Origin of the sequence: Granulicella aggregans, from assembly GCF_014203275.1 — a bacterium.
GTDB lineage: Bacteria > Acidobacteriota > Terriglobia > Terriglobales > Acidobacteriaceae > Edaphobacter.
In genome coordinates this window covers 863,701-889,098 of the sequence record NZ_JACHIP010000002.1, presented here as the reverse complement: position 1 = coordinate 889,098, position 25,398 = coordinate 863,701, and the positions used below count along the sequence as shown (strand labels likewise).

Sequence of the window (25,398 nt, the reverse complement as noted above, 5' to 3'; positions counted from 1 at the left end):
GAAGTTCCGCTCTTGGTTTTGATTTGTAAGTAGGCCATGAAGACCGGCTGCTTTATACGTCGTCGGCGTCGACCAGCAAGCGACGCTTTTCAATCGCGCTGAAGTCGCCAATCAGGGCCGCCTTCATGTATCCGCGGGTCAGGCCGCGCGCATGGGCCACCACGATCGAAGCATCGTGCATCCGGCCGCGGCAGGCAACGAGCGCTGCGCGGAGAAGATCGTAGGCGAGCAGCGCGAACCACAGCACAACGGTAGCGTGACGCCGAACCAGAACCCCCATGCCGCTGCCATACTTCACGGCACGGTCGGCAGTGACGGTGCCACTCAGCATGTCGCGTACTGGATGGTAGATGTTCATCTTCGAATCGAGCCTGCCCTTTATGCCCGTCTTCAACTGGCGGAGGCAAAAATCCGTGTCCTCGCCGTAGTTGAGAGACTCATCGAAGAAAACCCTGCGCATTTCAGGCGTGCAATCGAAGAACATCGTCGGACACATCGTGGTGCGGAGAGAGTTCGAAACCTTCAAGTCGCACTCTTCCTGAAACCAGCGATTGCCGCTGCGCACACCGTCCTGGTCCGTGCAGCCTACAGCTAGAATCTTGTAATCAGGACGGTCATTGAACCAGGCTTCAACATCCCGCACCAGTCTTGACGGATACCAGCAGTCATCGTCGGGGAAACTCACGATACGACCACGCGCCGCTCTGAAACCCGCGTTGCGCGCTGCGGATACCCCACGCGGCTCCATGCGCAGATGGTTGATGTCGAGTCTGTCGCGGACTGCCTCGATGATCGGTACCAGGCGGTCATCCTGATTTTGATCAACGATAATTACCTCCATCGACGCATGTTTTTGCGCGACGAGGGAGTCCAGCAACTGCTCCACTTCTCCGGTCCTTCCTTTGGTAGCGCATACCAAGCTAATGATCGGCATATATCGATTAGATCATGGATCTCCGCGCGAAGTTTACGCTAACGCATCAAAAAAATATCTGTGGGGGACTTTTTAGTGGCGGACGATGAAAAAACCGTATCCAAGTCTTTGATAAAACAGCCAATAGTATTGCTGATCGACCTGGGGGCCCACTTCGGAGGCGTGGAAAATTACCTGGTGAGCCTTGCAGGGCTTCTCGCCGGCGAGGTGGAGTTGCGCGCTCTCTGCGTGCTGCCGGAACTGGCAAAGCGGCTTGAAGCAGCTGGGGCTAAGACCATTCTTCTGCCCACTTTCGGGGGGGGCTTGAAGCCGCTCAGGTTCCTGTTGACCGCATTGATTCTCCCCTTCATTCTGCTCCGCGACCGGATCGACATTATCCAGGTAAACGGCTTTCTGGAGGCGACTCTGATGCTGGAGGCCCGCCTACTGGGCCGCCGCGCGGTCTATACCCGGCATGGGCCCTTCGAGATGGAGCTCTTTCCCTGGTATCGCGCCCCGCTGAAGTTTCTTCCCCGGGCGTTGGCGCGCATCAGTGTTCATTTGGCCACCCAGGTGGTCTGCGTCTCCGAGACGGTGGGGATCGGCGTTCGAAAGATCCGGCCCGCAGTCCCAACCGTGGTTATCCCAAATTGGCTGGCTGGGCAGAGTGCGCCGCAGATGGTCCGCTGCGAAGCCGGACGCGAGGTCGTCATCGTGTGCGCAAGCCGCCTCGAGCGGTACAAGGGAATCCATCTCGCGATCTCAGCCGTCCGCGAAGTCCCGGGCGCGAGGCTGGTCGTCGTGGGTGACGGACCCTACCGGGGCGCGCTCGAAGAGATGTCGACCGAACTCATCGCCTCCCGTAAGGTCGAGTTCGCCGGCTTTCAGAAAAATATGCAACCTTATTATGAGTTGGCGGACGTCTTCTGTATGCCATCGCTCGGACCGGAGGGGTTGCCGATGTCGAGCCTGGAGGCGATGGGCCGGGGACTTCCGTGCATCCTGAGCGACCTGCCTGTGCATCGGGAGATCACAGACGACGGCGTCGGAGCGATGCTCTTCGCGTCGGGTGACGCGGGTTCGCTGGAGGGGGCCATGACGCGAATGGCAACGGATGTCGCGGTGCGAGCAAAGCTTGCAAGGGAAGGCTATCGCATCATCGGCGAGAGATACACGGCGGCGAGGGTCAGGGTGGCGTATCTGAAGGTATTCGCCTGAGCAACGCATGCGACTTCATTTGATCGACTAGGAGGAGAGTTTTGGAGAGCCGGGACAAGAAGGTGCTGGTCTTTGCGGAGCGCATGCTGCCTTCGACACAGACGTTTATTCCGCTGCAGGTGAACGCGCTTACGCGGTATCAACCCCAGTACGTCGGCTTGATCCCAGCGGACAAGAACTACCCCCTGGAGCATGCCCCGATCATGCTGACCAGCGATCGAACCAGAGCGGCGCGCATCCGGCGCGAAGCCTATCGCTGGACAGGAGTCGCTCCGGGATTTCACGCGGCAGTATGCTCGGCGAGGGCGGATATCCTTCATGGACACTTTGCCGAGGGTGGACCGGCAGCGGTCTTTCTTGCGGATGCGGCCAAGCTCCCGCTCATGCTGCATCTTCGAGGCGGCGCGGAGTTGATGGCCGACGAAGCCTTGCAGAAACAGCTATTTCAGCGCCCCTATTTGGCGTGGCGGGAACGGCTCTGGAAGCGCGCATCCATGTTTCTCTGCGTCTCGGAGTTCATCAAGAGCAAAGCTATCAAGGCCGGATTTCCCGAGGCCAAGCTGCGAGTGCACTACACGGGGATGAATCTGAAGAAATTCACCCCCGTGCTCCCGGTCGCAGAGATGGACCCCAGCCTCGTCCTCTACGTCGGCCGCCTTGTGCCTTATAAAGGGTGCGACTATCTGTTGCGGGCTATGGCTCAGGTTCAGCAGCGGCAGCCGGATGCCCACTTGGTCGTCATCGGGGATGGCACCTTCCGGCCGGAGCTTGAACGTCTGGCAGGAGAGCTCGGCATTCGTTGCCGGTTTCTCGGAGAGCGACCGCAGTCGGAGATTCACCAGTGGCTGGACAAGGCCCGGGTCTTCTGCGCTCCCAGCGTCACCCTCGCCGACGGAATGAGTGAAGCCTTCGGAAATGTCTTTTCGGAGGCGCAGGCAATGGGTGTCCCTGTCGTCAGTAGCCGTCATGGAGGCATCCCGGAGACTATGAAGGAAGGGGTGACCGGGCTGCTCGCCGAAGAGCGCGATGTCGAGATGCTCGCGGCTCACCTTCTTCGTTATCTGGAGGATGACGGATTCTGGGCCGCCTCGAGGGAAGAAGGGCTACGATGGGTGCGGTCTCGGTTCGACGTACAGAAGCAGACGGCATGTCTGGAGAACATTTACGACGTTGTCCGCGCAGACTTCCGGCCCGGAGAGAAGTCACAGGAGGCGGTTGCCGTCGAAGATTCTTAGGGCAGCCGAAGCTGTTTCAGGCAGCCGGATCGACAGCCCGACCATCTCACGGGTAGGTCCCAGGCTCAATCTTCCCTTCCCCGGTTGCGACGGTAAGTGGCTGCAAATTCAGGTGTTTCTTGCGCCAGCAAGTTTGTTCGTTCAGGCTGTATGACGTAGTTTCTAAGTGGGTGCGCAAGGCTGGATTTTCTTGACACTCAAAACCCCGGATGGTAACTTTCGGTCAAGTTAGCTTTGCTAGGAAGAGAGAGAATCCTTACTCGATAAATTGCATCGGGCAGGGCTAGGGGTGTCTCCATTCACACGGTTTCTCGACCAGGCAAAGTGAATACCGAGGGTATTATCCCTCCGAGCCAACAACCATCCGAACCGTCCAGACACAAAAGAGGCGAGTCCAAGAGCTAGATAGTCTGATCCCAGGGATCTTCAGACACATCGCACTGACCCAAGTGTCGTAATGAAAGAGGAAAATGGCAAACTACGCGCTCGACACACCGCAGGCCGTTGAAGCGGGACTTACTGTAAACGATCTGGTTCGAGTGCTTCGCAGGCGCCGAAATGTTGGGCTGATCATTCTCGGGGCATTCGTTTTTATTACCCTTCTTTACTGCATGGTTGCGACGAAGCGCTACGCGGCGGTTGCCGTGGTCCAGGTTCAGAAAGAAGGTTCGACCGCGATCGATCTCTCCGATCTCGGTGGGCCAGGAGCTGCCCTCGGCGGTGACCTTGCTGCCGCTAACATGAATCTTGAGACTCAGTCCCAGATACTGCAGTCGGACACGCTGGCGCTGAACGTGATTCGCGACTTGAATCTCGAGGCTACGCCCGACTTCGTGTCTAACTGGAACCCGATCAGCGCGGTTATGGGGCTCTTTACTCCATCCGGCAAGACCGACCCCCAGGGGGCTTCGCTCGAGGACTCTCCCCGCCGCCGGGAGCGGGCAATTCGCAAATTCGAGAAGAATCTCCAGGTCAAGGTGCTGACCGGAACCCGTCTCATCCAGGTCAGCTATGCTGATCCGGATCCCAAACTCTCCGCCGCGATTGTGAACCGGCTCGTCCAGGGACTGACCGACTTCTCCTTTGAGTCGAAGAACGCCTCATCCTCCGAGGCCAGCGAGTTTCTCCAGAGTCAACTTGCCGACCTCCGCAAGCAGAGCGAGGCCGATCAGGCCAAACTCGCGTCGCTTCAGAAGGGGACTGACATGTTCAGCCTCGGCACGGACAGCAATGGTCACGAGCAGCTTTACTCGAGCGTCCTCGACAAGTTGCAGCAGTCCACGGCCGCTCTCTCGGCCGCCAATCAGAGCCGGATCGTGAAGGAGGCTGTCTACAAAGCGGTGAGGACCGGAAACGCAGAGTTGATCTCGGAGTTGAGCGGCACGTCGGGCGCGGCGGCATCGGCTCCCGTCGCGAACTCGCTGGTGCTAATCCAAAATCTACGCCTGCAACAATCGACCCTGCAACAGCAGATTGCCGACGGAGAGCTAAAGTACGGGACCGCCTACCCGAGGATGGCCGAATACCATGCGCAGTTGGACCACGTTAACAGCGCGCTGAACGATGAAGTAGCGCGTGTGGCCAGCAGGGCTAAAAATGACTATGAGATTGCTCTGTCGAACGAAAATCAGATCCGTGCCGAGAACGAAGCAAACCATCGTGCCGCCGACAACCTGAAGGACAAGGCAGTCGACTACACGATTCAACGTGACGAGGCCAACCAGAGCCGAACGCTCTATGAGGACCTGCTGAAGAAGTTGAAGGAGACGGGAGTCCTCAAGGGATTGAAGGGCGGCGACCTCTCGATTGTTGACCCGGCTCGGGTTCCCGCCAATCCCTCTAAGCCTAACGTCCTGCTCCTGCTGGCGGCTTCGATCGCCATCGGCCTGCTCTTTGCCTTTGGCGGAATGCTGATCGCGGAAGGACTCGACCGCAGCATCCATTCGACAGCCCAGGTCGAACAGATGGGTCTCCCGCTGATTGGCATCCTTCCCAAGTATGGAAGCGGCCAGCCTGCCCTCGAAGGTATGCGCGGGCTGCGCACCCTCTCAGCTCCCCGATCGGCATACAGTGAAGCGGTCCGCAGCATTCGCAGCTCACTTGTGAATGCAGGCCTTGCGCAACACCGGGTCATCGTCGTGACCAGCGCCAACGCTCACGAAGGTAAGAGCGTTACCGCCCGCAATCTTGCGGTCAGCGTTGCACAGCAGGGCAAGCGCGTCGTGCTTGTAGATGCGGACTTCCGCAGCACAGCGGACGCTAGCCCTGAGTTCACGGCAAAAGAGGGACTCTCGACCCTGCTCTCGGGACCGCCGGTTGCGCCTACACTTTTGCAGGTGCCTAAACAGCCAAATCTGTTTCTCCTTCCTGGGGGAGCTACGCCGCCAAACCCCGCCGAGCTGTTGAGTTCGCCTCGGATGAATCTCCTGATCGATGAGCTGAAGCAGCAGTTTGAACTCGTCCTAATTGATTCGCCTCCGGTGCTACCAGTCGTAGACGCTGCGATTTTGAGCAGCCTGGCTGACTCTACGGTCCTGGTGGCGCATCAAGGCGTCACGGACGAGGCTTCGCTGGCTCGCGCCTACCAGATTCTGGCAACGCGATCCAAACCGGACAGTATCGCGGTTGTATTGAACGGAGTCAGCACCAGCTCTGATCTCTACCAGAGTTACTTCGGCAAGACGACCGCCAACTACTACCAGGAGGACGCGCATGAGACTGTATAAGACCTTTTCATCGGCGAAGATTGTAGCGATCTTCCTGTTCTTCTTCGCAGTGATTGGTGCCCGCGCGCAAGAGAGCCTGCTGATCGGGCCGGGAGATCTGGTCCACGTCGTTTACTTCGACGCTGGCGAGTTGAATCAGCAGAGCCGGGTCACTGATGCCGGTGATTTCCCCTTAGTAATGGGCGGCAGCATCAAGATCGCCGGCCTCACGCCGGAGCAGGCAGGCGCCAAGATTGCCAACTTCATGTCGAGTTCGCACTATCTGGTGAATCCCCGAATCACAGTGACGGTCGATAGCTACGCCACGCAGTCGGTTTCGGTACTAGGTGCGGTTCATCTTCCCGGCGCTTATCCGATCACGACCGGCAGGACGATCTCCGAGGTTCTGGCTCTAGCTGGTGGACTCACTCCGGACGCGGACAGAACAGTCGTCGTTCAGCGCCGCGTAACGGGGGAATTGCTCACCTTCTACACAGCTAACTCTCCACTGACTACTCCTGACTCGAGCGCGCCAGGAATCAAGCGGACCGGAACCACGCTTCTGAGCCGCGATGTCATGGTCTTCCCGGGAGATACCGTCCGGGTCGCTCATGCTGAACTGGTCTATGTCCTGGGCGATGTTGGCAAGCCCGGCGGATTTCCGATTGTGAACAACGATGCTCCACTAACGGTGCTTCAGTTGATCGCTCTGGCGGGCGCAACCAACAGGACGGCATCTCCTGCCGCTGCGCGACTCATCCGTAAGCTGCCGGACGGAAAGTATGAAGATATTCACTTACCTTTGTCCGCAATGCAGAAGGGAAAGCAAGCGGATCGCTCTCTCCAGGCGGGCGACATTATCTACGTACCTTTCAGCTACCTGAAGAACGCTCTCCTTGGCGTGACCGGGCTCGTCAGTGCTGCGGGCGGTGCCACTATCTACGCCTTCCACTAAACTTCGGTCAGCGGGCCGTTCCAATGATCGGCCCGCCGCTCGGGTATGAAATGCACCTGGTCGACTTGTGACGCTCGCATAAAATGGGACGACTGCCGGACCGAACGCACGGCGTAAGCGGAGCGAAAGGCTTTCGCAGAGGAGGGGACGAATGAGCACACTGGCTACCCCTCAGGGCGTCTTCACAAAGCCCGTTCCCCGGGCGGCTAAGAGTACCCAGCCATCGGATTCCATCTTCGGACTGATCGTCACCTACGCGATCCTGGGGCCAATTCTCTTCATTGCTGCCCGAGGCGCGTTTTCCATCCAAGGCATGAGTTTCAATAGCAGGGTGGGCGGCCTGGTCACTCCAGAGACCGGCCAGGGTTCAGCATTACACTCCGCAGAGTTGATTGTCTGTTACGGCATCATGGTGCTGGTGATGTACCCCGTTATCAATCGCCTGATTGAGACCTGCCGCGCCAACTGGCCACTATTTCTCCTGCCGATATGGGCGATTTGTTCCACGCTGTGGTCCTCGGAACCCACTCGTACACTCTCCTTCTCGATCCTCTCTCTGGTGCTGACAGTATTTGGAATTTATCTGGCGGTACGGTTCAACCCGCGCCAGCAGTTGCAACTCGTCCTCCTATCCGGTCTCGTTGCGGCCGTTGTCAGTTTTGTGCTGATCATCGCCTTGCCTATCGCCGGAATCGACTACAAAAATGCGACGGTAGGTGCCGAAGGTATCTATCCCAGCAAAAACGCATGTTCCGGCATCACCATCCTGTTTCTGCTTCCCGGCTTTTTCTACCACTTTCCTGGAAAATGGGGCGGCGTCAAGCGGATGACGTATATCGGCTTGAACCTGGCGTTGATCGTCGCCGCGCTGGCGAGAACCGGCTGGGGCGTCTTGATTATCCTCGTCCTGTTCATCCTTCTGTTGCGATTCATGCATCGCCTTAGGCCGACTGAGAGAATTCTGGTAGCGGGCTTCACGCCGGCAGCTATTGCTCTGGGATTATGGCTGGTCTATGCGAACAGCGGCCCGATCCTCAAGTTCATCGGCAAGGATCCTACCCTCAGTGGTCGCACGGTTATCTGGGCCATTGCCCCGCTCGCGATCGTGAAGTCGCCCATTGTCGGCTTCGGATATGACGCGTTCTTTACCGTCCGGAACCCCGAGGCGCATCGGCTTGCCCTGGCGGCAGGCGATCCCTTTCTCGGCAACGCTGAAAACGGCGTTCTTCAGATGCTTCTGGAACTTGGATTCGTTGGCATGTTTGTACTCTCCTGGGTGCTGGTGAAGGGGACTGTGAATGCAGTTCGTTGCTTCCGCAGCAATACCCCGAACTACGCTCTCTGGTATATCGTGCTCATCTTTTACACCCTGCTCACATTGGTAGACGGAAACAAATTTATGTTCCCAAACGCCATTGAGTGGCCGATCTTCATGATGGCCTATGTAGGACTTGAGAACGAAGCTCGCAGGATCAAGTCGCTCGGGGTTGCATGGACCTGAAGGCGGAGATTGCAAAGCTCAAGCAGAGCAGGCTGGCTCGAAATGCTGGTTGGATGTTTCTGGGCCAGGGACTTGGTCTTATATTCCAGACGACGTATTTCATCGTGCTGGCACGACTTCTCGGCAGCCGCGAATACGGTATCTACGCTGGAACCTTCGCCCTGGTATCCATGGCGAGCCAGTACAGCACGATCGGTTCCGGAACTGTCTTTCTTCGCTACGTAAGCCCGGACAAGAGCAAGTTCCCCGTCTACTGGGGCAACATCCTGCTGATCACTTGCACCGTCAGCTTCCTGGTCTCGGCGGTGCTCTACTTCACGGCACGCTTTATTCTCAATCCTCTAAGCGCGGCATTGATCTTTCCAGCAGCCGTCAGTGTCTGCTTCTGTACGCAGATCGCAGTTGCCGCCGGACAGGTCTTTCAGGCGTTCGAACAGCTTCGCGTCACCGCGATGATGAACCTACTGACGAATATCATGCGTGCCATCGCCGCCGTCGCGATGCTGGTCCTGCTGCACCATGCGACTGCGTGGAACTGGGTTGTCGTCTCGCTCTTCGTCTCTCTTGCTGGCGCATTGATTGCGGTGATCACCGTGACCGTGCGGCTTGGCCGGCCAAAGTTCGACTTCAGCCTGATGCGACGTCATGCCGCTGAAGGCCTACAGTACTCCTTCTCGCAGTCAACCTCATCCGCTTACAACGATGTCGATAAGACGATGCTTAGCCATTACGGGATGAACGTGCAGAACGGCATCTACTCCATGGCTTACCGTGTGGTCGAGATCGCCAGCATCCCTGTATTTTCAGTGCGCGATGCCGCTACGCCAAAGTTCTTTCAGCAGGGAGCTAAGGGCGTTACCCACGCGGCCGCACTGGCAAACTCGCTGCTGAAGCGGGCGATGCTGTTGGGAGTCTTCTCCGCTGCGTGCATCTTCCTATTTGCCCCGATCATTCCCCACATCATCGGCAAGGACTACGCGGAGAGCGTCTACGCTCTTCGCTGGCTCAGCCTCATCCCCTTCTTCCGCAGCATCCACCAGATGACGGGAACAGCTCTGATGGGCGCAGGACTTCAGAAGTACCGCACTTATACGCAAATCGTGGCTGCTGCCGTGAACTTCCTGCTCAATCTGTGGCTTATCCCTCGTCACGGCTGGCAGGGAGCGGCCTGGTCCAGCCTGCTGACCGACGCGGGCCTGGGCGCGATGAACTGGTTCATGCTGAAGTATGCCTGCCGTAAGGCAGAGCAGAACGCCCTCGCCTCCGGCGTGCTGCTGGGCGAGCAATAGCCCTGCACCCCGCATGAATGAAGAGTGAAGCCCTGCGGCCTCAGGCTTTTGGCTGCAACTTTAAGCGGGGCTGCGGGTTTCCTCAACCATTCCGTCGACATCCTACAGATAGCGGCGGTGGCTTCACCATGCCGCGCTCCCGCGCAGCCGCCAGGACATAGCGACCCATACAGACTACGAGGACACTTTTGAAGAAGAGCTTGAGTCGCAGATCCATGATGAAGACCGCAGCCGGAACCGCCGCCGCTCTGGCCGCAAGCACTCAAGCATGGGCGCAGCCTCTCTCCGGGTACGGAGGGCAGGCAGGGCGGGTCTTCGATCCACGCCGCTATGGCGCAAAGGGCGATGGCGTGACGCTCGACACACAACCCATCCAGCAAGCCATCGACGACTGCACCGCTGCGGGCGGAGGCACTGTCCTGTTAGGCCCGGGCACCTATGTCACCGGCCTGGTGCGGCTTAGGAGCAACGTGACCTTCCAGTTGCAGGCCGGCGCGAAGATCCTGGCAAGCCCCAACTACTCCGACTTTGTTCTCCCGGCCGACGCCGTCGCCATCACCAAGGTCTCTGTCGGAGCTCATCTCCTCTTCGCATTGAACGCAGAGAACATCACGATCCTCGGCCCCGGCACCATTGATGGCAATGGCCCCAACTACTTCGCCCCCAATCCGCGTCCTCCCGTCGCTCCCCAGGATCAATGGCGCGATGTAGCTGCCTTGGGCAGACGGAGAGTTCACCAGATCTCGCCGATGGTTGAGATGGGCAACGTGACTAATCTGCACGTCGAGAACATCACGCTGCAGAACTCCGTCGGCTGGGCCATGCGTCCCATCGGGTGCAAAAACGTGCTGATCCGCAAGGTCACCGTCAGGAACCCGATCGATGCTTCCAATTGTGATGGCATCGACCCGCAGGCCTGCGAAGACGTTCTCGTCGATGGTTGCGATATCATCACCGGCGATGACGCAATCTGCATCAAGAGCGGCAACTTCTACCAGGGCAACCAGGCCTCGCGCAACGTGAAGATCATGAACTGCCGGGTCACCACCTGCTGCAACGGGCTCATCATCGGTCCCGAAGGGCCCGCCCCTATCGTGAATACGACCTTCGAAAACTGCGAGGTTTACGGGACCAGTGGGCCGGAGAACGAGCGACCGATCTCTGGAGCTCAGATCATGCTATGGGACAACTCTTACGTAGATGGCGTCACCTACTCCGGGATCAAGATGACGAACGTCCGCGCGCCGATCTGCTTTCGCCTTCAGACCGCCGCCGGCAAACAGAAATTGGCCGAGGAGGGCAAAATTCTCCTCACTGGTGCGGTCCGCAATGTCAGGGTCACCAACGTGCAGGCAACCGGCGCGACCGTCACCTCGTCGATCACCGGGATTCCGCAGCTTGAGATTCAAAACATTACCTTGCGCGATGTCTCGATCAGCACGGTCGAACCGGGAAACCTTGCCTGGCTCCAGGCACCTGTGCCGGAGGTAGCCGCAAGCTATCCGAAGGCCACGATGTTCGGCCGACTCCCGGCCTACGGACTCTACGCCCGCCACGTTCAGGGGCTCACCCTGCAGAACGTAACCATCAACTCGCAGACCCACGATCCCCGCCCCGTGCTCGTCTGCGATGAGGTGAAGCGATTGTCGGTGCAGAATGTAACCGGCACACCCAGCGATCCCTCACAGCCCTTCATCGATCTAAGGAACACGCAGATAGCGCGTATTCAGGGCAATCGCGCACCCGCCGGCACAGGAGTCTTCGTAAAGGTCTCCGGAGCAAACTCGCACGATGTGCAGATGAAGGGCAATGATCTGTCGCAGAGCAAGAGTCCGGTCATGCGCACCCCCGAGGTCCCGCAGGAGGCCGTGGGATCGGCCAACTAGCGCGCCACATATCGCCGGTAGATGCGAAGGATGTCGAAGGCCGCATAGAAGAAATCGAACGGCCCGACCTTGGAGCCGGCGACGTCTTCCCAGGAATCCAGCGGGAACTCGTAGATGGAACGGAAGCAAAACTCGCGTCCACGCAACTGAATGTAACGGGCCACCAGTTCCACGTCGAAGATCCACCGGGAGATGAACGGTGAGGCAATCACCTGTGCGAGATCGGGTGTAGCCTTGAAGATCTTCGCTCCGCACTGCGTATCGTAAATCGGTAGCGAGAGCGTCTTCGAGGCGGCTGTCGCGAAGATCCGGCCCAGGTAGTGCCGCGCTGGATTGCGACGGATCGTCCGGCCCAGCAGTCGAATCCGCGACCCAAAGATCATATGGAGATGAGGCCGGCCCTCGATCACCTCGAGGAACTGCGGGATCGCCGAGAGCGGCGTGGCCAGGTCCGCGTCCCAGAATCCGATGTAGTCGCACGCGGGTGGCTGCTCTTGGCCGGTGGGCGAAAGAGCCGCCGCAATCCCGTCGCGAATCGCCTCACCCTTGCCGCCATTGCGTTTCTTATCGAGTATCGCGATACGGTCGGGATGTCCCATCCTCGCGGCTTCCGACTGCAACGCTTCAAGCACGGACAGAGTCCCATCGTTGCTGCCATCGTTCACGAAGAGAAAGTCCACCTGCCGGGAATAGGCACCATCGTCGGCTAAAAACGCGAGAAAGGGCTCTGGACGAAAGCGGGATGCTTCGTTGTAGCAGGGGACGACGATCGTCGAATGACAGCGATTTGTTTCAGTAGCCGAGCTCACGCATCTCCATGGTTTCATACTTCACCATTGGCCGAAACTGGATGGAAGCGTCGAGCCTTCGACCTGCCGCAGAAATAGAACGTGTTCAGAATTCCTTGACACGCGTTCGGGTCGGGCGCATTATTTGATCGTGTTCAAAAATATGTCGAGTGAGGTTGAGACACATGGCCGACAACGAAGAACCCAGCCACCAAGAGACATTACTAGATCCCTCCAGATATAAAGTGATTGCACTCGCAATCGCCTTCTCTGCAGGTTCGTTCCTCTACCGGTTGCTGCGCCACACGCACCTTGGCCAAAGCTCGGCTATGTTCCTGGGAGTTCCGGCGGTACTGGCCATCCTCGTTGCGCTGACGCCCAAGGCGAGGACGGTGACCGGCGGCATCGTCAAGGGAATCACGCTCGCCCTGCTCATCATCGCGCCTCTGCTGGGCGAAGGATATCTCTGCATCCTCTTCGCGGCACCCCTCTTCTACATTGTCGGGATCGTCATTGGCCTGCTCGTCGACTGGCTCCGCGCGCGGCGGTCCACCACGCTGGGTTGTGTCGCCATCGTCCTGCTGCCGCTGTGCCTGGAGGGAGTAGTCCCCGAGCTGACCTTTGATCGCGAGCAGTCCGTCACCGTCTCGCGCGTCGTCCCGGCGTCGGCCGCGGATGTGGAAGCTTCGCTCTCCCTCAGCCCGAGAATCGATCAACCCTTACCGCGCTATCTCGCCATAGGATTTCCTCGCCCTCTGTACGCGCAGGGAAGCGGCCTCGATGAAGGCGCGACCCGGACGATTCACTTCTCAGGGGCCGAAGGCGATCCTCCGGGAGATCTCATGATGCGCGTGACCGGCCGCGATCGCAGCTCCGTTCGCTTCGAAACCGTAAGCGACGCCAGCAAGCTCACCCAATGGCTGCGCTGGGAAAGTTCCGATGTTTCGTGGATGCCGATCAACGCGGGAAGCACCCTCGTGACATGGAAGGTGACCTTCGCACGTCAGCTCGATCCGGCATGGTACTTCGTCCCGTGGGAGAGGTTGACCGTCGGCGAAGCCGCCCGTTATCTCATCGCGGTTAACGCCGAGCCTGCTACTAGCATGCCGACAGGGATGACGAAATGAACGGGGTAGCGTGGACCAGGGCGGCGGCACTCTACATGCCCCTGATGGCTGCAGCCTTTTCGTTTCTGCTTACGTCCAGACGTCCGCGCAGGTTCGCCGCTCTGCTTCTGAGCTTTCTCTGGGTAGCGACAACACTGCTGGTGATGCAGCGCCTCAACCAGATGGCGGGCTGGTGGACCTTCCCGAACGCCGGTGCCAGCCTCTGCGGCATGCCGCTCGAGCTCTATCTTGGCTGGGTCATCCTGTGGGGGCTGGTGCCGCAGATCGTCTTCTCTTCTTCGGGAATCGCATGGCCGTTAGCAATCTTTGCCCTAATCGACCTCTACCTCATGCCGCTCTGCAAAGCGATCGTGCACCTGCAGCCAACGTGGCTCGCCGGTGAGGCTTTCGCCATAGCCCTCGTCCTCTTACCAGCGCTCTGCATCGCCCGTTGGACTGAGCACAACACCCACCTCAAGGCACGTGCCGCTCTACAGACCATAACCGCCGGTCTTCTCTTCCTCTTCCTCATTCCAGAGATCATCTTTGCCCTGCGCTCCGGAGATGGCTGGCTTCCCTTGCTACGACTTCCAGAATGGCAACTCCAGCTAAGCATCCAGCTAGTCCTTCTGTTGGCTTTGCCCGGAGTCGCCGCCGTGGTGGAGTTCGCCACGCGCGGGGACGGAACTCCGATCCCTTACGACCCGCCGACGCGCCTGGTCATAAGCGGTATTTATCGTTACCTTGCCAACCCGATGCAGACCTCGTGCACGCTCGTCATGTTCTGTTGGGCCGGTCTGTTGCGGAACGGATGGCTGCTGTTGGCGGCGGCCATGTCCGCGATCTACAGCGCCGGAATCGCCGACTGGGACGAGCGTCGAGATCTGAAACTCCGCTTCGGCGATCCGTGGCGGGAGTATAGTGCCGGGGTTCGCAACTGGCTCCCGCGATGGCGTCCGTTTCACTCCGGCGAATCCGCAAAGCTCTACATTGCCGCGACTTGCGGTCCGTGCTCTGAACTGCGTCGATGGCTGGAGGCACGCAACCTCGTCGGTCTGGAGATCCTTGACGCCGAGACTCTGCCGCCGGGAACGATTCGCCGAATGCGCTACGATCCGCGCGACGGCTCCCGCAGCGTCGAGGGAGTTCGAGCTCTTGGCCGCGCTCTCGAACATCTCCATCTGCTCTGGGCGCTTGCAGGCGCCGCGCTGCGACTTCCACTGATCTGGCAAGGAATCCAGCTCGTGATGGACGCGAGCGGCCTGGGCCCGCGCATAGTCCCTGCCTATACCTGTGCCGCGCAAGGGAAGACACTGACCGAAGGAGGTATGCCTCAGACCAAAGCCGTTGTGCTAACATCTGCCTCAACCCCGAACGACAGATGAGATGTACATCGGAGAACGACGATGGCCGATCAGGCTTGGTTCACAGCGGATGGATCGGGCGGAGATGGCCTCGTAGCCGCGCCTCCTCCTCCAGTTACTCCAGCGCAGTCACGATATGAGCTTCGGCCCTTGACAACCGGTGAACTCCTCGACCGGACGTTTTTCCTCTACCGCTCGAACTTCTGGCTCTTTGTCGGCTTAGCCTCCATCGCAGCCGGGATACACGTTGTGATGGAGCTTTTTAAACTTCTCTTCCAGTATTTCTTCGGAGTCGTCGCGCTGGGAAGTGTGACCGGACCCGCGGCCAACGCGGGAAGCATCGGCCGAAGCGCCGCGTTCGTCGCCCTGTCTCTGGTCGCGAGCGTCCTTTACTTCGCCGTATACGGGGTCACGCAGGCGGCGACCACTTCCGCAGTCTCTGCGATCTATCTCGGCGACGCGACTTCGATGAAAATCGCCTTTCGTGCCGTCTCCGCGCGGTGGGCGAGATTTTTCGGCATCTCTCTCTGGCAGCTATGGAGCGCTGGCTGGATCTTCACCCTGCTGATCATCCCTCCTCTGGTCATCTTCGGACTGGGGATGAGAAGCAAAATGGGGATCGCTGGGTTGATGTTCTTTCTGGCCTCACTGAGCCTTATCTACGGCACGATCGCCTACATACGGAACTCCTTTGGGGTGCCTGCCGCCGTAATGGAAAACCTCAAAGCAAGAGTGGCGATGCGGCGCAGCAAGGTGCTGACTGCGGGAAGCAAGGGCCGCATCTTTCTGCTCTTCGTCTTCATCATGGTGCTTTACTTCGTTGTGCTTGCCATTCAAAGTCCCCTGCTGGTTCTTCTTGTGCAGACCAAAGGCCCACTGCAACTGTTACTTGGCCAGGCTCTCGGGCTGGTCATCGGATTCTTTGCCAGCGCTGCGATCGGACCCGTAGGCGCAATCGGACTCTGCCTCTTCTATATTGACCAGCGAATCCGTAAGGAAGGCTTCGATATCGAGTTCCTCTTGGAACGTTCGGGGCCTCCTCCGGTCGTGGCTGAATTTACTCCGCCGCTCGAGTCCATCGAGATGCCGGTTGTCCACGTGGCGGACTCTGCGGAGCAACTCTGAAGCATGGATCGTAGGCTTGTCTATCGGAGTTCCGCAGCGCGTCTCTGTCTTCTACTTGTGCTTAGCATAGGTGCCGTGCGCGCGCAGACTCCTTCGACACTGACCGTCGGCCAGCCCGCAGATCGGCCAGCTGCAAAGCCGCTCGATGGCTACCGCGCGCACCTAATTGCGTTGCGGGAGCTGGTCGGTGCTTGCGAACACAGCCCCGCCGCCTGCGATCCGGCTAAGGCGGGCAGCAATGACCGCATTCCACCCCATGATGACAAGCCTGCATTTGACGTGCGGTGGAGTTGGCTGTGGGACCTGATGCTCAAAGCCAAGGATGCGAAGCTCGCGGACCGGACGGCCTTGTTGCAGCAGGCTGAGGCGAGGTTGGGCGACCAGCTTCGCGAGGCTGGGGTCGACACCGGTCAAGGCGTAGCGCACGATCCCGGCACCAATTTCAAGCAGGCGCGCAGGGATGCCGATTCGATCCTGGCCGGCTCAGAGTTCAAACACGTCACCGGGAACGGCATCTGGGAGCAGTTGAGCGCAAAGCTCATCAATTGGCTTGGGCGCATCTTTGGCGGCGTCTCGAATTTGGGCCAGCGCGCGCCGTGGCTTGGCCCGGTCATCATGTACGGCTTCCTCCTGCTCGCGTTGGCTGGCCTGCTGGTCTGGGTACTGCGCATGCTGGATCGCCAGCGAATGGCGGTCCGGCTGCAGCATCCGGCCGCGATCACTGCCTCGCAGGAGACCGCGAAGGTCTGGGCATCGTTGGCCGAACAAGCCGCCGCCGCGGAGGATTGGCGCGAGGCCATCCATGCGCTTTATTGGGCAACTGTAACCGAGCTTGAGGGCCGGCGTCTGTGGCGGCAGAACAGCGTTCGCACGCCCCGCGAATACCTGCGGCTGGTGCCGCCGGATGCGCCTCAGCACCGACCTCTGCGAGCGTTTACCCAGCAACTTGAACGCATCTGGTACGGTCTTGACCCGGCGGCGCGGGCCGACTATGAGCAGGCCCGCGCGGTCTACGACGAACTGAGGTCCTCGTGAGCACAGTCGATGCCGCGCCTTCCGGCGTAACGGTTCACGTCAGCCGCCAACAGAAGCGCTTCGTGCTTCTTCTGTCGGCGGCCATGCTCGCAGCCATTCTGCTGGTCAGTTTCTTCGCTCCGGCGGCAGAAGATGACGATCTCTCTCCGTCTTCGTACAACAGCGGATCGGCCGGCGTGAAGGCGGCCTTCCTGCTGCTGAAGAAGCTAGGCTACAACTCGGAGCGCTGGGAGGGATCGACCAGCGACCTCGGCGGCGTGGATGCGCCGCACACGACGCTCGTGCTCGCCAATCCAGTGGTTCCACCCGAGGATCAGGCAGATGTCGCGGACGCGATCGAGGACTTCCTCGACCGAGGCGGCCGGGTCATCGCCACCGGCGTCAATGGAGCGTACCTGATTCCCGGAGGAGAGACGGCGGAGCCCACCGAGTTCTATAAAGGCCTCTGCATCTCGACGCCCGAAGGGCAGGGACGGCTTGCGCTTGCAGGGCAGGTCTCGATGGAAGATCCCGTCCGCTGGAAGAGCGATACCGTCGCGACACGAGTGCAGCAGCGCTGCGGCGGCGATGCTGTCGCCGTTACGCTGAAGGTGGGACAGGGCGAGGCAGTCTGGTGGAGCACGCCACTACCCATGAGTAATCGCGGCCTGAAGGAGGACGCTAGCCTGAAGCTTCTGCTCGCCAGCGCTGGAGAGCCAGGCCGACACGTACTCTTCGACGAATCGCTGCATGGCGGTACCACCTCGGTGTGGGACCAGGCGCGCGGGCTGCCTATTCGGTCGCTGCTGATTCAATCCGGCATCGTGGCCCTGCTGCTGGTGCTGAGCTTCGGCCGCAGGAGCGGCCCTGTTCGGGCCACCGCGCAGGTGGTGCGAAGCTCGCCTCTGGAGTTCGCGGAATCGATGGGACATCTCTACAACAAGGCCGGTGCGACGCAGGTGGCTACTTCCGGTGCCAGGCGCCGCCTGCTTCGCTATCTGCACGAACGCTGCGGCCTGTCGCACGAAGCGCTTCGCCGCCCGCCGGTGGAGATCGCGGAGGCGCTCAAGCACAGGCTGGGTGGGAACTGGGACACTGTAGCGGAACATCTGGCGCAGTCGATGGATGGCGGAGACAGAGCGCTCTCCTCGAAGACTGTGCTGGCGCTGGTGAAGGCCCTGGACAGCGACATGGAAGCGTTGGGTAAGCATTTGAAGTCACAATAGGAGAGCACGCGGTGAGTGAGTTGCATTGGGGCGAGGGAGAAAGAAACGTCGCAGCAGGTCTTTTCGAGCAGGGGCGGCAACAGATTGGACAGGTCATCGCCGGGCAGCACGAGATGGTCGATCAGGCGCTCCTGACGCTCCTGTGCGGTGGGCATGCGCTGTTGGAAGGCGTGCCCGGCGTGGCCAAGACGCTGGCCGTCAAGACGCTCTCACGCTTCCTTGGACTCGAATTCAAGCGCGTGCAGGGAACGCCCGACATGATGCCCGCCGATATCCTCGGCACGTCCATCTTTTCGCCCCGGACCAACGAGTTTTCGCTGCACAAGGGGCCGGTCTTCACGCAATTTCTGTTGGCCGATGAGATCAACCGCATGCCGCCGCGTACGCAGGCCGCGCTTCTCGAAAGCATGGAGGAGCGGCAGGTAACGATGGACGGTGAGACCCATCCACTGGACGGATATTTCACTGTCTTCGCGACGCAGAATCCGCTGGAGTTCGAAGGCACCTATCCGCTGCCCGAGGCGCAGCTCGACCGCTTCCTGCTGAAGATTCGAGTCCCGTATCCGACGCTCGCGGAGGAGCGCCTCGTCCTCGAACGTCACCACGGCAGCGTTGCGGCGAAGGACCTCGAACTGACGCCGATTGTGGGCGTCGACCCTACGTTGCTGGCCGCCGCGCGTCGCGAGATTCGCGCTGTCCGCGTCGAGCCGGAGCTCTTCGACTACGTACTCGCGCTGGTCCGCCGCACGCGTGAGTGGCCGACGATTACGCTCGGTGCATCGCCGCGCGCTTCGGCGAGTCTACTGCTCGTAGCCAAGGCCTTCGCGGCGAAAGAGGGTCGCGATTTCCTCATCCCGGACGACGTGAAAGATGCCGCGCGACCTGTCCTGCGGCATCGCCTCGTGCTCCGGCCCGAGGCCGAGCTCGAAGGCTTCGACACCGACCGCGTCGTCGCTGACCTCCTTTCAGCCACGCCGGTACCGAAGTAGATAGCGATGCAAACGCTCATACCGCAGCAGATCTCGGCGAAGGGCCGAACGTTTGGCCGCATGGGCCGCGTCGTGGGCTTTGGCATCACGGCCCGCGGGCTGTGGCTCCTGCTTGCGGGGCTGCTGTTCTCCGTGCCGGAGTTCTTTCACCCGCATCGCCTCTGGATCATGCTTGCGTGGGACGGACTCATCGCGCTGCTTATCTTTGTCGACGGTGCGCGCCTGCCCTCCCCGGCGAAGATCGTTGTCTCGCGTCGTTTCGTTCACTCGCCCGCGATTGGCCAGGCTACCGAGATCGAATTTGAGGTCGTTCAGGAGTCGAATACAGTTGTAACCATTTCAGTTACAGATGATCTGCACCCCGCGCTCATCGAAACTCCGAGAACCGTGACCTTGACGGCGTTTCCCCGCGATGCGGCCAGAGCGTCCATTACGGTCACTCCACGCGAACGTGGAGATGTCGATCTGGGCAGGATTTATCTGCGCTGCAAAGGTGCTCTGGGGCTGATCGAGCGATGGGCCGTCTGCGACTGCGAACAGAAGATCCGCATCTTCCCCTCGTCCGAACAAGGTGCTTCCGACACAGAGCTCTACCTCATGCGGGCCCGGCAGATTGAGCTGCAGAAGCGCCGCCTGCGCCTGCGCGGCATCGGCCGTGAGTTTGAAAGCCTGCGTGACTACCAACGCGGCGACGAGCTTCGCAACATCTCGTGGACCGCGACCGCGCGCCGCGCCAAGCTGATAACGAGGCAGTTCACGGCAGAGCGCAGCCAGCAGGTCTGGCTCATCATCGATGCCGGCCGCCTCTCGCGAACCGCCTTCGAATTGAAGTGTGGCTCCGGCCAGCAGGACCTGATCGTCACGCAACTCGACCAGGCCGCCACAGCCGCTCTCATGCTGGCCCAGGTGATCTCCAGCTCAGGAGACAAATTCGCGCTGCTAACCTACGGCCGAGCCATCCAGCAGCAACTACTTCCGGGCAATGGCCCGTCGCATCTGCGCATCATGATTGATCTGCTCTCACAGACTAAAGGCGAGCGGTCGGAGGCGAATCATCTCAACGCTGTCTCACGCCTAAAGAATCTGCAGCGCCGCAGAGGCCTGGTCCTTTGGGTCACGGAGATGGCGGACAGCGTCGGTCGTCCGGAAGTCGTCACTGCGGCCTCCGAACTCGTGCGCCGCCACCTAGTCGTGCTTGTCCTGCTGCAGCATCCGGAGCTGGAAGCGCTCAGCACGCGCGAGCCAAAGAACGTGGAAGAGATGTTCGCATCGACTGCGGCGCAGGAGATCCTTGAGCGGCGTAGAACAGCCATCCTAAAGCTGCGTCAACAGGGCGTGCTTGTAGTCGAGACGACCCCAGGCGAAGTCGGAGCAGCCGCGATCACCAAGTATCTCGAGGTCAAGGCACAGGGGCTGATCTGAGCGCTGCGCGTTGTCTTACTTTGCCAATGCCTTCGCGATGGCAGCCTCCGCAAGCGGCGCCATGATGGCGTATCCCGCTGCGGTGGGATGTACGCCGTCCTTTGACAGCCCCGGCTTCATCGCGCCCTTCTCATCTACCAGAGCGGAGTAATAGTCCAGGTAGACGAACTTTTGCACCGCACAGAAGTCGCTCAGCCACCCGTTCACTTCGCGGATGGTAGCGACCGGCTCGATGCCCGGCTTCCACGGATAGCTGAACGCCGGCGTAATCGAAGCCAGCACCACCTTAATGCCGTTCTGTCGAGCTATGGCCGTCATCGCGCGGAAGTTGTCTTCGATCATCGCTGGCGTGGAAGGGCCGGTGTTCCCGGCGATATCATTTGTCCCCGCAAGGATGACGACCACCGCCGGATGCAGGTGGACGACATCCTGCTCGAAACGCACCAGCATCTGTGGCGTCGTCTGCCCGCCGATGCCACGATTAACGTAAGGCTTGCCCCGGAAGAAAGCGAAGGTATTAGCAACGAGACCCCAGGCATTGGTGATGGAGTCTCCGTAGAAAACTACGCGCTGCTCGCCGGGCTCAGGTGCTGCCAGTGCGGCATTGTCCGCTTGATAGTGTGCCAGTTGCGGCCAGTCGGGAGAGGACGCGGGCACCTGTGCAAACAGATGTCCAACCATGAGGCCCAGTCCAACTCCGGCGGCGATCTTGCAGACGATATGCATGAGTACTCCTTACTTCGAAAAGATTGATCCTGACCGTTTGATGCTTACGCCATAGCCTTAACCGCTTCACTAGACTCCGTGCGGATCGGCGTCGTTCGCCCACCTTCGCTGAGCCAGAACGATAGTCCGACGAGCAGGAGAGCGCAGACGGAGAACTTCAACGCCACGGGTGCGCCCGAGGGCGATAGGAAGGCCTCGAGAATTCCGGCTATCGTCAGCATGGGGATCGTCCCCGCAAGCAGACGGATCGACTCGCCGCCAGCCAGCGCCAGCGCGTCCTTGCGGCGCACCATGCCGGGGAAGAGCAGTCCCGTCGCCAGCCGCAGTCCCGCTCCGCCGGAGATGAAGATGCTCGGCAACTCCAGCGCCCCATGGGCCGCGACGAAACTCCATATGCTCAAGGCCATGTGATGCTGGCCGCAGGCCGTGCTGATGACGCCCATCGAAAGCCCGTTCTGAAAGAGAAGCCAGATAGTGCCAAGACCGGCAAAGATGCCACCCGCGAAGGTGGTGAAGCAGACGCCGATGTTGTTGGTCATGATGGCGCTGGAGGCTTGGGGCTTGGCGGACAGGATCGAGTCGGTCCACATCTTGTGATGCTCGATCGTATCGACCATCTGCGGCCCGAGCATAGCATGCATGAAGTTCGGTCGGACTGCGGTCAGGATCGCGCCAAGCACTCCACCAGCGAGAAAGATGAGCAGGGCCACCGCCGTGTAGGGGAAGAGTTGCCGGAACAGCCGGGGGTATCCAACCGCGAAGAACTGCCAGATGGCGCGGCCATTCAACCGTCGGCCGGAATACACGAAATTATGTGCCCGGCTCACCAGCTTGTTAAGGTACGCTTCGAGTGTGCGGGAGGCGTCGTCGGCGCGGGCAGCGGAGAGATCGGCTGCGGCTTGTCGATAGAGCAAGCCGAGGTCGCGCAGTTCATCGCCGGACAGCACCTTCAGACCACCCGATTCGATCTGCTGCAGCAGCATTTCGAGGCGGCTCCAGTTTTCCTTGCGCAGCGCGATCCAGCGGTTCGAGATCATACGGGGTGGACGTTTCCAGATGAACCAGTACGGCAGCTTTACCGACCAGCTTAACATCGAAACGCCAGAGCAGGTGGAGCTTCGGTTCCCTGTGGCCGGAATCGGCAGCCGCTTCCTCGCCGTCCTGACGGACTCCATCATCCAGTTTGTAGCGGTCATCGTCACTATTCTGCTGTTCGTGGTGGTAGGCGCCGCAGCGGTTCATGGCGCCGGTGTGGTTGGTAACGCCCTCACCAAACCTCGTTCCGAGACCGCTCAGAAGTGGTTCGTCGCTGTCATCATTCTCTTTTACTTCCTCCTTTACTGGGGTTACTTCTCGCTCTTCGAGGCCTTATGGAACGGCCAGACCCCCGGCAAGAGACTGCTCAAGATTCGCGTTATCAAGGACTCCGGTCGCCAGATCACCTTCTTCGAGGCGCTCGCGCGGAACCTGCTGCGCGTCGTGGACTCCCAACCGGCCTATCTCATCGGTGTGATCACGATGCTCTGTAACAAGCAGCAGAAGCGGCTGGGAGATTTCGTCGCGGGAACCATCGTCGTACACGAGCGCCTGGATGAGCAGCCAATGCTTGCCCACAACAGCCGGACGTTTACAGCAGCGCTCTACACTCCGTCGCAGTTCGGGGAGATATCGCAGCCACAGCGCCCAGGACAGGTGCCACTTGCCGCAGACGCAGTAGCTCGGTTGCAGAAACAGGACCTCAACGTGATCGATGCGTTCCTGGCGCGGGCGCTCGACCTCGAAATGACTACCCGCGAAGAGATGGCCGCAAAGATCGCCGCCCGCATCGCAGCCAGGATGCAGATTACGCTCTCCGAAGGCGTCACCCCGGAGCGTTTCCTCGAAGCCGTAGCCTTTGATATGCGGGCAGGTTCGAGAAGGTAGTCGCTGCACAAGCCATTTCCCACTCGCACTCGCCGCTTGGCGGCGGCAGCTAAAACGTGTAGTTTGCCTAGCAGGAGAACATCTTTGGCCCCCTATATTTCCAGAAGATCATTCGCGCGCCTTCTCAGCGTGGCCGCAGGAGCTTTGTCTCTACCCGCCGGAGCTGCAACGCTAGACACTGGCACTCAACATGCGGCACTTGGCGCTGCCATGGGCGCAGCGAGCATGGAGAAGAAGTTCCCCACCGGCTTTCTCTGGGGATCGGCAACGGCCTCCTACCAGGTGGAAGGCGGCGTGAACGAGGGTGGTCGTGGGCAGACTATCTGGGATACGTTCTCGCACACTCCAGGCAAAGTGGCGAACGGCGACACTGGCGACGTATCCACTGATAGCTATCACCGCTACAGAGAAGATGTTGCCCTGATGAAGGCACTTGGTCTGCGAGGCTGTCGCTTTTCCGTCGCCTGGTCGAGGATCTTTCCGACAGGCGTTGGCCAGCCCAATCAGGCTGGACTCGACTACTACAACCGGGTCGTCGACGAATTGCTTGGCTCCGGGATTCAGCCTTTCTGCACGCTCTTCCACTGGGACCTTCCCCAGGCGCTCGAAGACAAGGGTGGGTGGCAGAATCCTGATACTGCGAAGGCGTTCGCGGACTACGCGGGCTACATGGGCGGCAAGCTCTCCGATCGCGTCAAGAGTTTCATGACGATGAACGAGATTCGCAGCTTCACCGAACTCGGATATCAGAATGGCATGCACGCCCCCGGCCTGCGCGTCGACGCACAGAAGTTCGCGCAGGTAAACCACATCGCTGTGCTCGGTCACGGTCTCTCCGTGCAGGCGCTTCGCGCATCGACGAAGCCTGGGACGAAGATCGGCCTCGCCGACAACGCGCAGGCCACCTGCCCGGTGCTCGAAACTCCGGAACACATCAAGGCGGCGGAGATTGGAATGCGGGAGCAGAACGCTCAATATCTGACTGTCATCATGGAGGGCAAATACACGGACGCCTACCTCAAGCGTCTCGGCCCGAATGCGCCGAAGTTCACGGCGGAAGAGTTGAAGATCATTGGCAGTCCGCTGGACTTCGTGGGCCTCAACGTCTATCAGCCCACATGGGTTCGTGCGGACTCGACGAAAGAAGTGGGCTACTCAGTCGTCGAAGGCCCGGCATCTTACCCACACATGCTCAGCCCCTGGCTCACGATCGGCCCTGAGGCGCTCTACTGGTCGCCCAAGCTGGTCTCGAAGCTTTGGAGGCCGAAGGAGCTCTACATCACTGAAAATGGTTGCTCTTCTTCGGACGTGCTCAACGAAGAGGGCCAGGTTCTAGACACCGACCGCGTGATGTATCTCCGCAACTACCTCACGCAACTCCATCGCGCCATCTCTGAAGATGTTCCAGTGAAGGGTTATTTCCTGTGGAGCCTGCTCGACAACTTCGAATGGGCCGATGGATATGGCAAGCGATTCGGCATCACGTATGTCGACTTCAAGACGCAGAAGCGCACGCCGAAGCTGAGCTCAGAGTTCTACAAGGCAACCATCGCGAAAAACTCCATCGCATAAAAGCGATGTGAAAGATCAGGGGCGCGATTATTGTTCAATCGCGCCCCGATCACTTTGCGACAGCGCGGATCGATTTCTTTCTGCCCGTCTTAGCGGTATGCTGCCGTGCATCATTCTGAATCTTGTGTGCCGAAAGAATGGCGGGAAGCAGCCCAGGAAAGCGCTTGTCGATCTCACCGCATCGCGACAGGTTCTGCATCTCGACCCCAAGCCGCTCGCTCCGGATCAATCCTGCTTCGCGTAACGACTTGAAATGCTGCGAGAGGGTCGACTTCGGAATCGCCTTGTCCTCGACGCTAGAGAAGCTTGTGCAGTTCTGTGAACAGTTCGACATCGCGATATCCGCGAAGATGGCCACGCGCACCGGATCGGACAGTGCGTGCATGATGCCTTCGACTGATATGTCTTCGATCGCGGGATGAACGAGAGGCCTCATTCTTC

21 protein-coding genes are annotated in these 25,398 nt (G+C 59.8%); 16 read left to right on the top strand and 5 right to left on the bottom strand.

Annotation, left to right across the window (positions count from 1 at the left end; all coding sequences use genetic code 11):
- Positions 1-52: 52 nt before the first annotated feature.
- On the bottom strand, positions 53-934 hold the full coding sequence (locus tag HDF16_RS09065; protein WP_184215687.1) for a glycosyltransferase family 2 protein: 882 nt from the start codon (positions 932-934) through the stop codon (positions 53-55).
- A 162-nt stretch (positions 935-1,096) separates the two neighbouring features.
- Between HDF16_RS09065 and HDF16_RS09060 the strand changes: the two genes are divergently transcribed.
- The 7 genes from HDF16_RS09060 (at position 1,097) to HDF16_RS09030 (ending at position 11,702) form a co-directional block, all read left to right on the top strand.
- Positions 1,097-2,131, top strand: a complete 1,035-nt coding sequence (locus tag HDF16_RS09060) for a glycosyltransferase (RefSeq protein ID WP_184215685.1) — start codon at positions 1,097-1,099, stop codon at positions 2,129-2,131.
- Between the two features lie 41 nt (positions 2,132-2,172).
- The gene (locus HDF16_RS09055; protein WP_184215683.1) at positions 2,173-3,366 is read left to right on the top strand and encodes a glycosyltransferase; all 1,194 of its coding nucleotides are present in this window, start codon (positions 2,173-2,175) and stop codon (positions 3,364-3,366) included.
- Positions 3,367-3,836: 470 nt separating this feature from the next.
- A complete protein-coding gene (locus HDF16_RS09050; RefSeq protein ID WP_184215681.1) occupies positions 3,837-6,092 on the top strand; it encodes a GumC family protein in 2,256 nt (751 codons plus the stop codon).
- Complete coding sequence (locus HDF16_RS09045) at positions 6,079-7,026, top strand: polysaccharide biosynthesis/export family protein (protein ID WP_184215679.1); 948 nt, start codon at positions 6,079-6,081, stop codon at positions 7,024-7,026. The genes HDF16_RS09050 and HDF16_RS09045 overlap by 14 nt, the downstream gene beginning before the upstream one ends.
- 151 nt (positions 7,027-7,177) lie before the next feature.
- Positions 7,178-8,527: an O-antigen ligase family protein gene (locus tag HDF16_RS09040; protein WP_184215677.1), complete on the top strand. Its 1,350-nt coding sequence runs from the start codon at positions 7,178-7,180 to the stop codon at positions 8,525-8,527.
- Positions 8,518-9,816: a flippase gene (locus HDF16_RS09035; RefSeq protein WP_184215675.1), complete on the top strand. Its 1,299-nt coding sequence runs from the start codon at positions 8,518-8,520 to the stop codon at positions 9,814-9,816. The genes HDF16_RS09040 and HDF16_RS09035 overlap by 10 nt, the downstream gene beginning before the upstream one ends.
- Before the next feature lie 200 nt (positions 9,817-10,016).
- On the top strand, positions 10,017-11,702 hold the full coding sequence (locus HDF16_RS09030) for a glycoside hydrolase family 28 protein (RefSeq protein ID WP_184215673.1): 1,686 nt from the start codon (positions 10,017-10,019) through the stop codon (positions 11,700-11,702).
- Here the strand turns inward: HDF16_RS09030 and HDF16_RS09025 are convergent.
- Positions 11,699-12,511 (bottom strand): glycosyltransferase, encoded by an 813-nt coding sequence (locus HDF16_RS09025; protein ID WP_221312617.1) that lies wholly within the window; start codon positions 12,509-12,511, stop codon positions 11,699-11,701. The two genes, HDF16_RS09030 and HDF16_RS09025, sit on opposite strands and share 4 nt — an antisense overlap.
- A 224-nt stretch (positions 12,512-12,735) precedes the next feature.
- On the opposite strand from HDF16_RS09025, the gene HDF16_RS09020 reads away from it, so the two are divergent.
- From HDF16_RS09020 to HDF16_RS08990, 7 genes are read left to right on the top strand one after another with little or no spacing between them, the layout of a single operon-like run.
- Positions 12,736-13,617: a hypothetical protein gene (locus tag HDF16_RS09020; protein WP_184215668.1), complete on the top strand. Its 882-nt coding sequence runs from the start codon at positions 12,736-12,738 to the stop codon at positions 13,615-13,617.
- Positions 13,614-14,981, top strand: a complete 1,368-nt coding sequence (locus tag HDF16_RS09015) for a methyltransferase family protein (RefSeq protein ID WP_184215666.1) — start codon at positions 13,614-13,616, stop codon at positions 14,979-14,981. The genes HDF16_RS09020 and HDF16_RS09015 overlap by 4 nt, the downstream gene beginning before the upstream one ends.
- A gap of 21 nt (positions 14,982-15,002) precedes the next feature.
- Positions 15,003-16,085, top strand: a complete 1,083-nt coding sequence (locus HDF16_RS09010) for a hypothetical protein (RefSeq protein WP_184215665.1) — start codon at positions 15,003-15,005, stop codon at positions 16,083-16,085.
- Between the two features lie 3 nt (positions 16,086-16,088).
- Positions 16,089-17,120: a DUF4129 domain-containing protein gene (locus HDF16_RS09005; protein ID WP_221312615.1), complete on the top strand. Its 1,032-nt coding sequence runs from the start codon at positions 16,089-16,091 to the stop codon at positions 17,118-17,120.
- Positions 17,117-18,325 carry a DUF4350 domain-containing protein gene (locus HDF16_RS09000; RefSeq protein WP_184215661.1) on the top strand — a complete coding sequence of 403 codons (1,209 nt, stop codon included), beginning with the start codon at positions 17,117-17,119 and terminating at the stop codon, positions 18,323-18,325. The genes HDF16_RS09005 and HDF16_RS09000 overlap by 4 nt, the downstream gene beginning before the upstream one ends.
- 11 nt (positions 18,326-18,336) lie before the next feature.
- Positions 18,337-19,314: an AAA family ATPase gene (locus tag HDF16_RS08995; protein ID WP_348641279.1), complete on the top strand. Its 978-nt coding sequence runs from the start codon at positions 18,337-18,339 to the stop codon at positions 19,312-19,314.
- A gap of 6 nt (positions 19,315-19,320) precedes the next feature.
- Entirely contained in the window at positions 19,321-20,736 is a 1,416-nt protein-coding gene (locus HDF16_RS08990) for a DUF58 domain-containing protein (protein ID WP_184215659.1), read from the top strand.
- A 15-nt stretch (positions 20,737-20,751) separates the two neighbouring features.
- On the opposite strand, the gene HDF16_RS08985 is transcribed toward HDF16_RS08990, so the two are convergent.
- Complete coding sequence (locus HDF16_RS08985) at positions 20,752-21,462, bottom strand: SGNH/GDSL hydrolase family protein (RefSeq protein WP_184215657.1); 711 nt, start codon at positions 21,460-21,462, stop codon at positions 20,752-20,754.
- A gap of 44 nt (positions 21,463-21,506) precedes the next feature.
- Positions 21,507-22,499 (bottom strand): stage II sporulation protein M, encoded by a 993-nt coding sequence (locus HDF16_RS08980; protein ID WP_184215656.1) that lies wholly within the window; start codon positions 22,497-22,499, stop codon positions 21,507-21,509.
- A gap of 19 nt (positions 22,500-22,518) precedes the next feature.
- Here HDF16_RS08980 and HDF16_RS08975 point away from each other — a divergent pair, with 19 nt between their 5' ends.
- Positions 22,519-23,385: an RDD family protein gene (locus HDF16_RS08975; protein WP_184215653.1), complete on the top strand. Its 867-nt coding sequence runs from the start codon at positions 22,519-22,521 to the stop codon at positions 23,383-23,385.
- 84 nt (positions 23,386-23,469) lie between these two features.
- Positions 23,470-24,957, top strand: coding sequence for a GH1 family beta-glucosidase (locus HDF16_RS08970; RefSeq protein WP_184215652.1), 1,488 nt, complete (start codon positions 23,470-23,472; stop codon positions 24,955-24,957).
- Positions 24,958-25,006: 49 nt separating this feature from the next.
- Here HDF16_RS08970 and HDF16_RS08965 read toward each other — a convergent pair whose 3' ends face one another.
- Complete coding sequence (locus HDF16_RS08965) at positions 25,007-25,342, bottom strand: winged helix-turn-helix domain-containing protein (protein ID WP_246408909.1); 336 nt, start codon at positions 25,340-25,342, stop codon at positions 25,007-25,009.
- Positions 25,343-25,398: the final 56 nt, after the last annotated feature.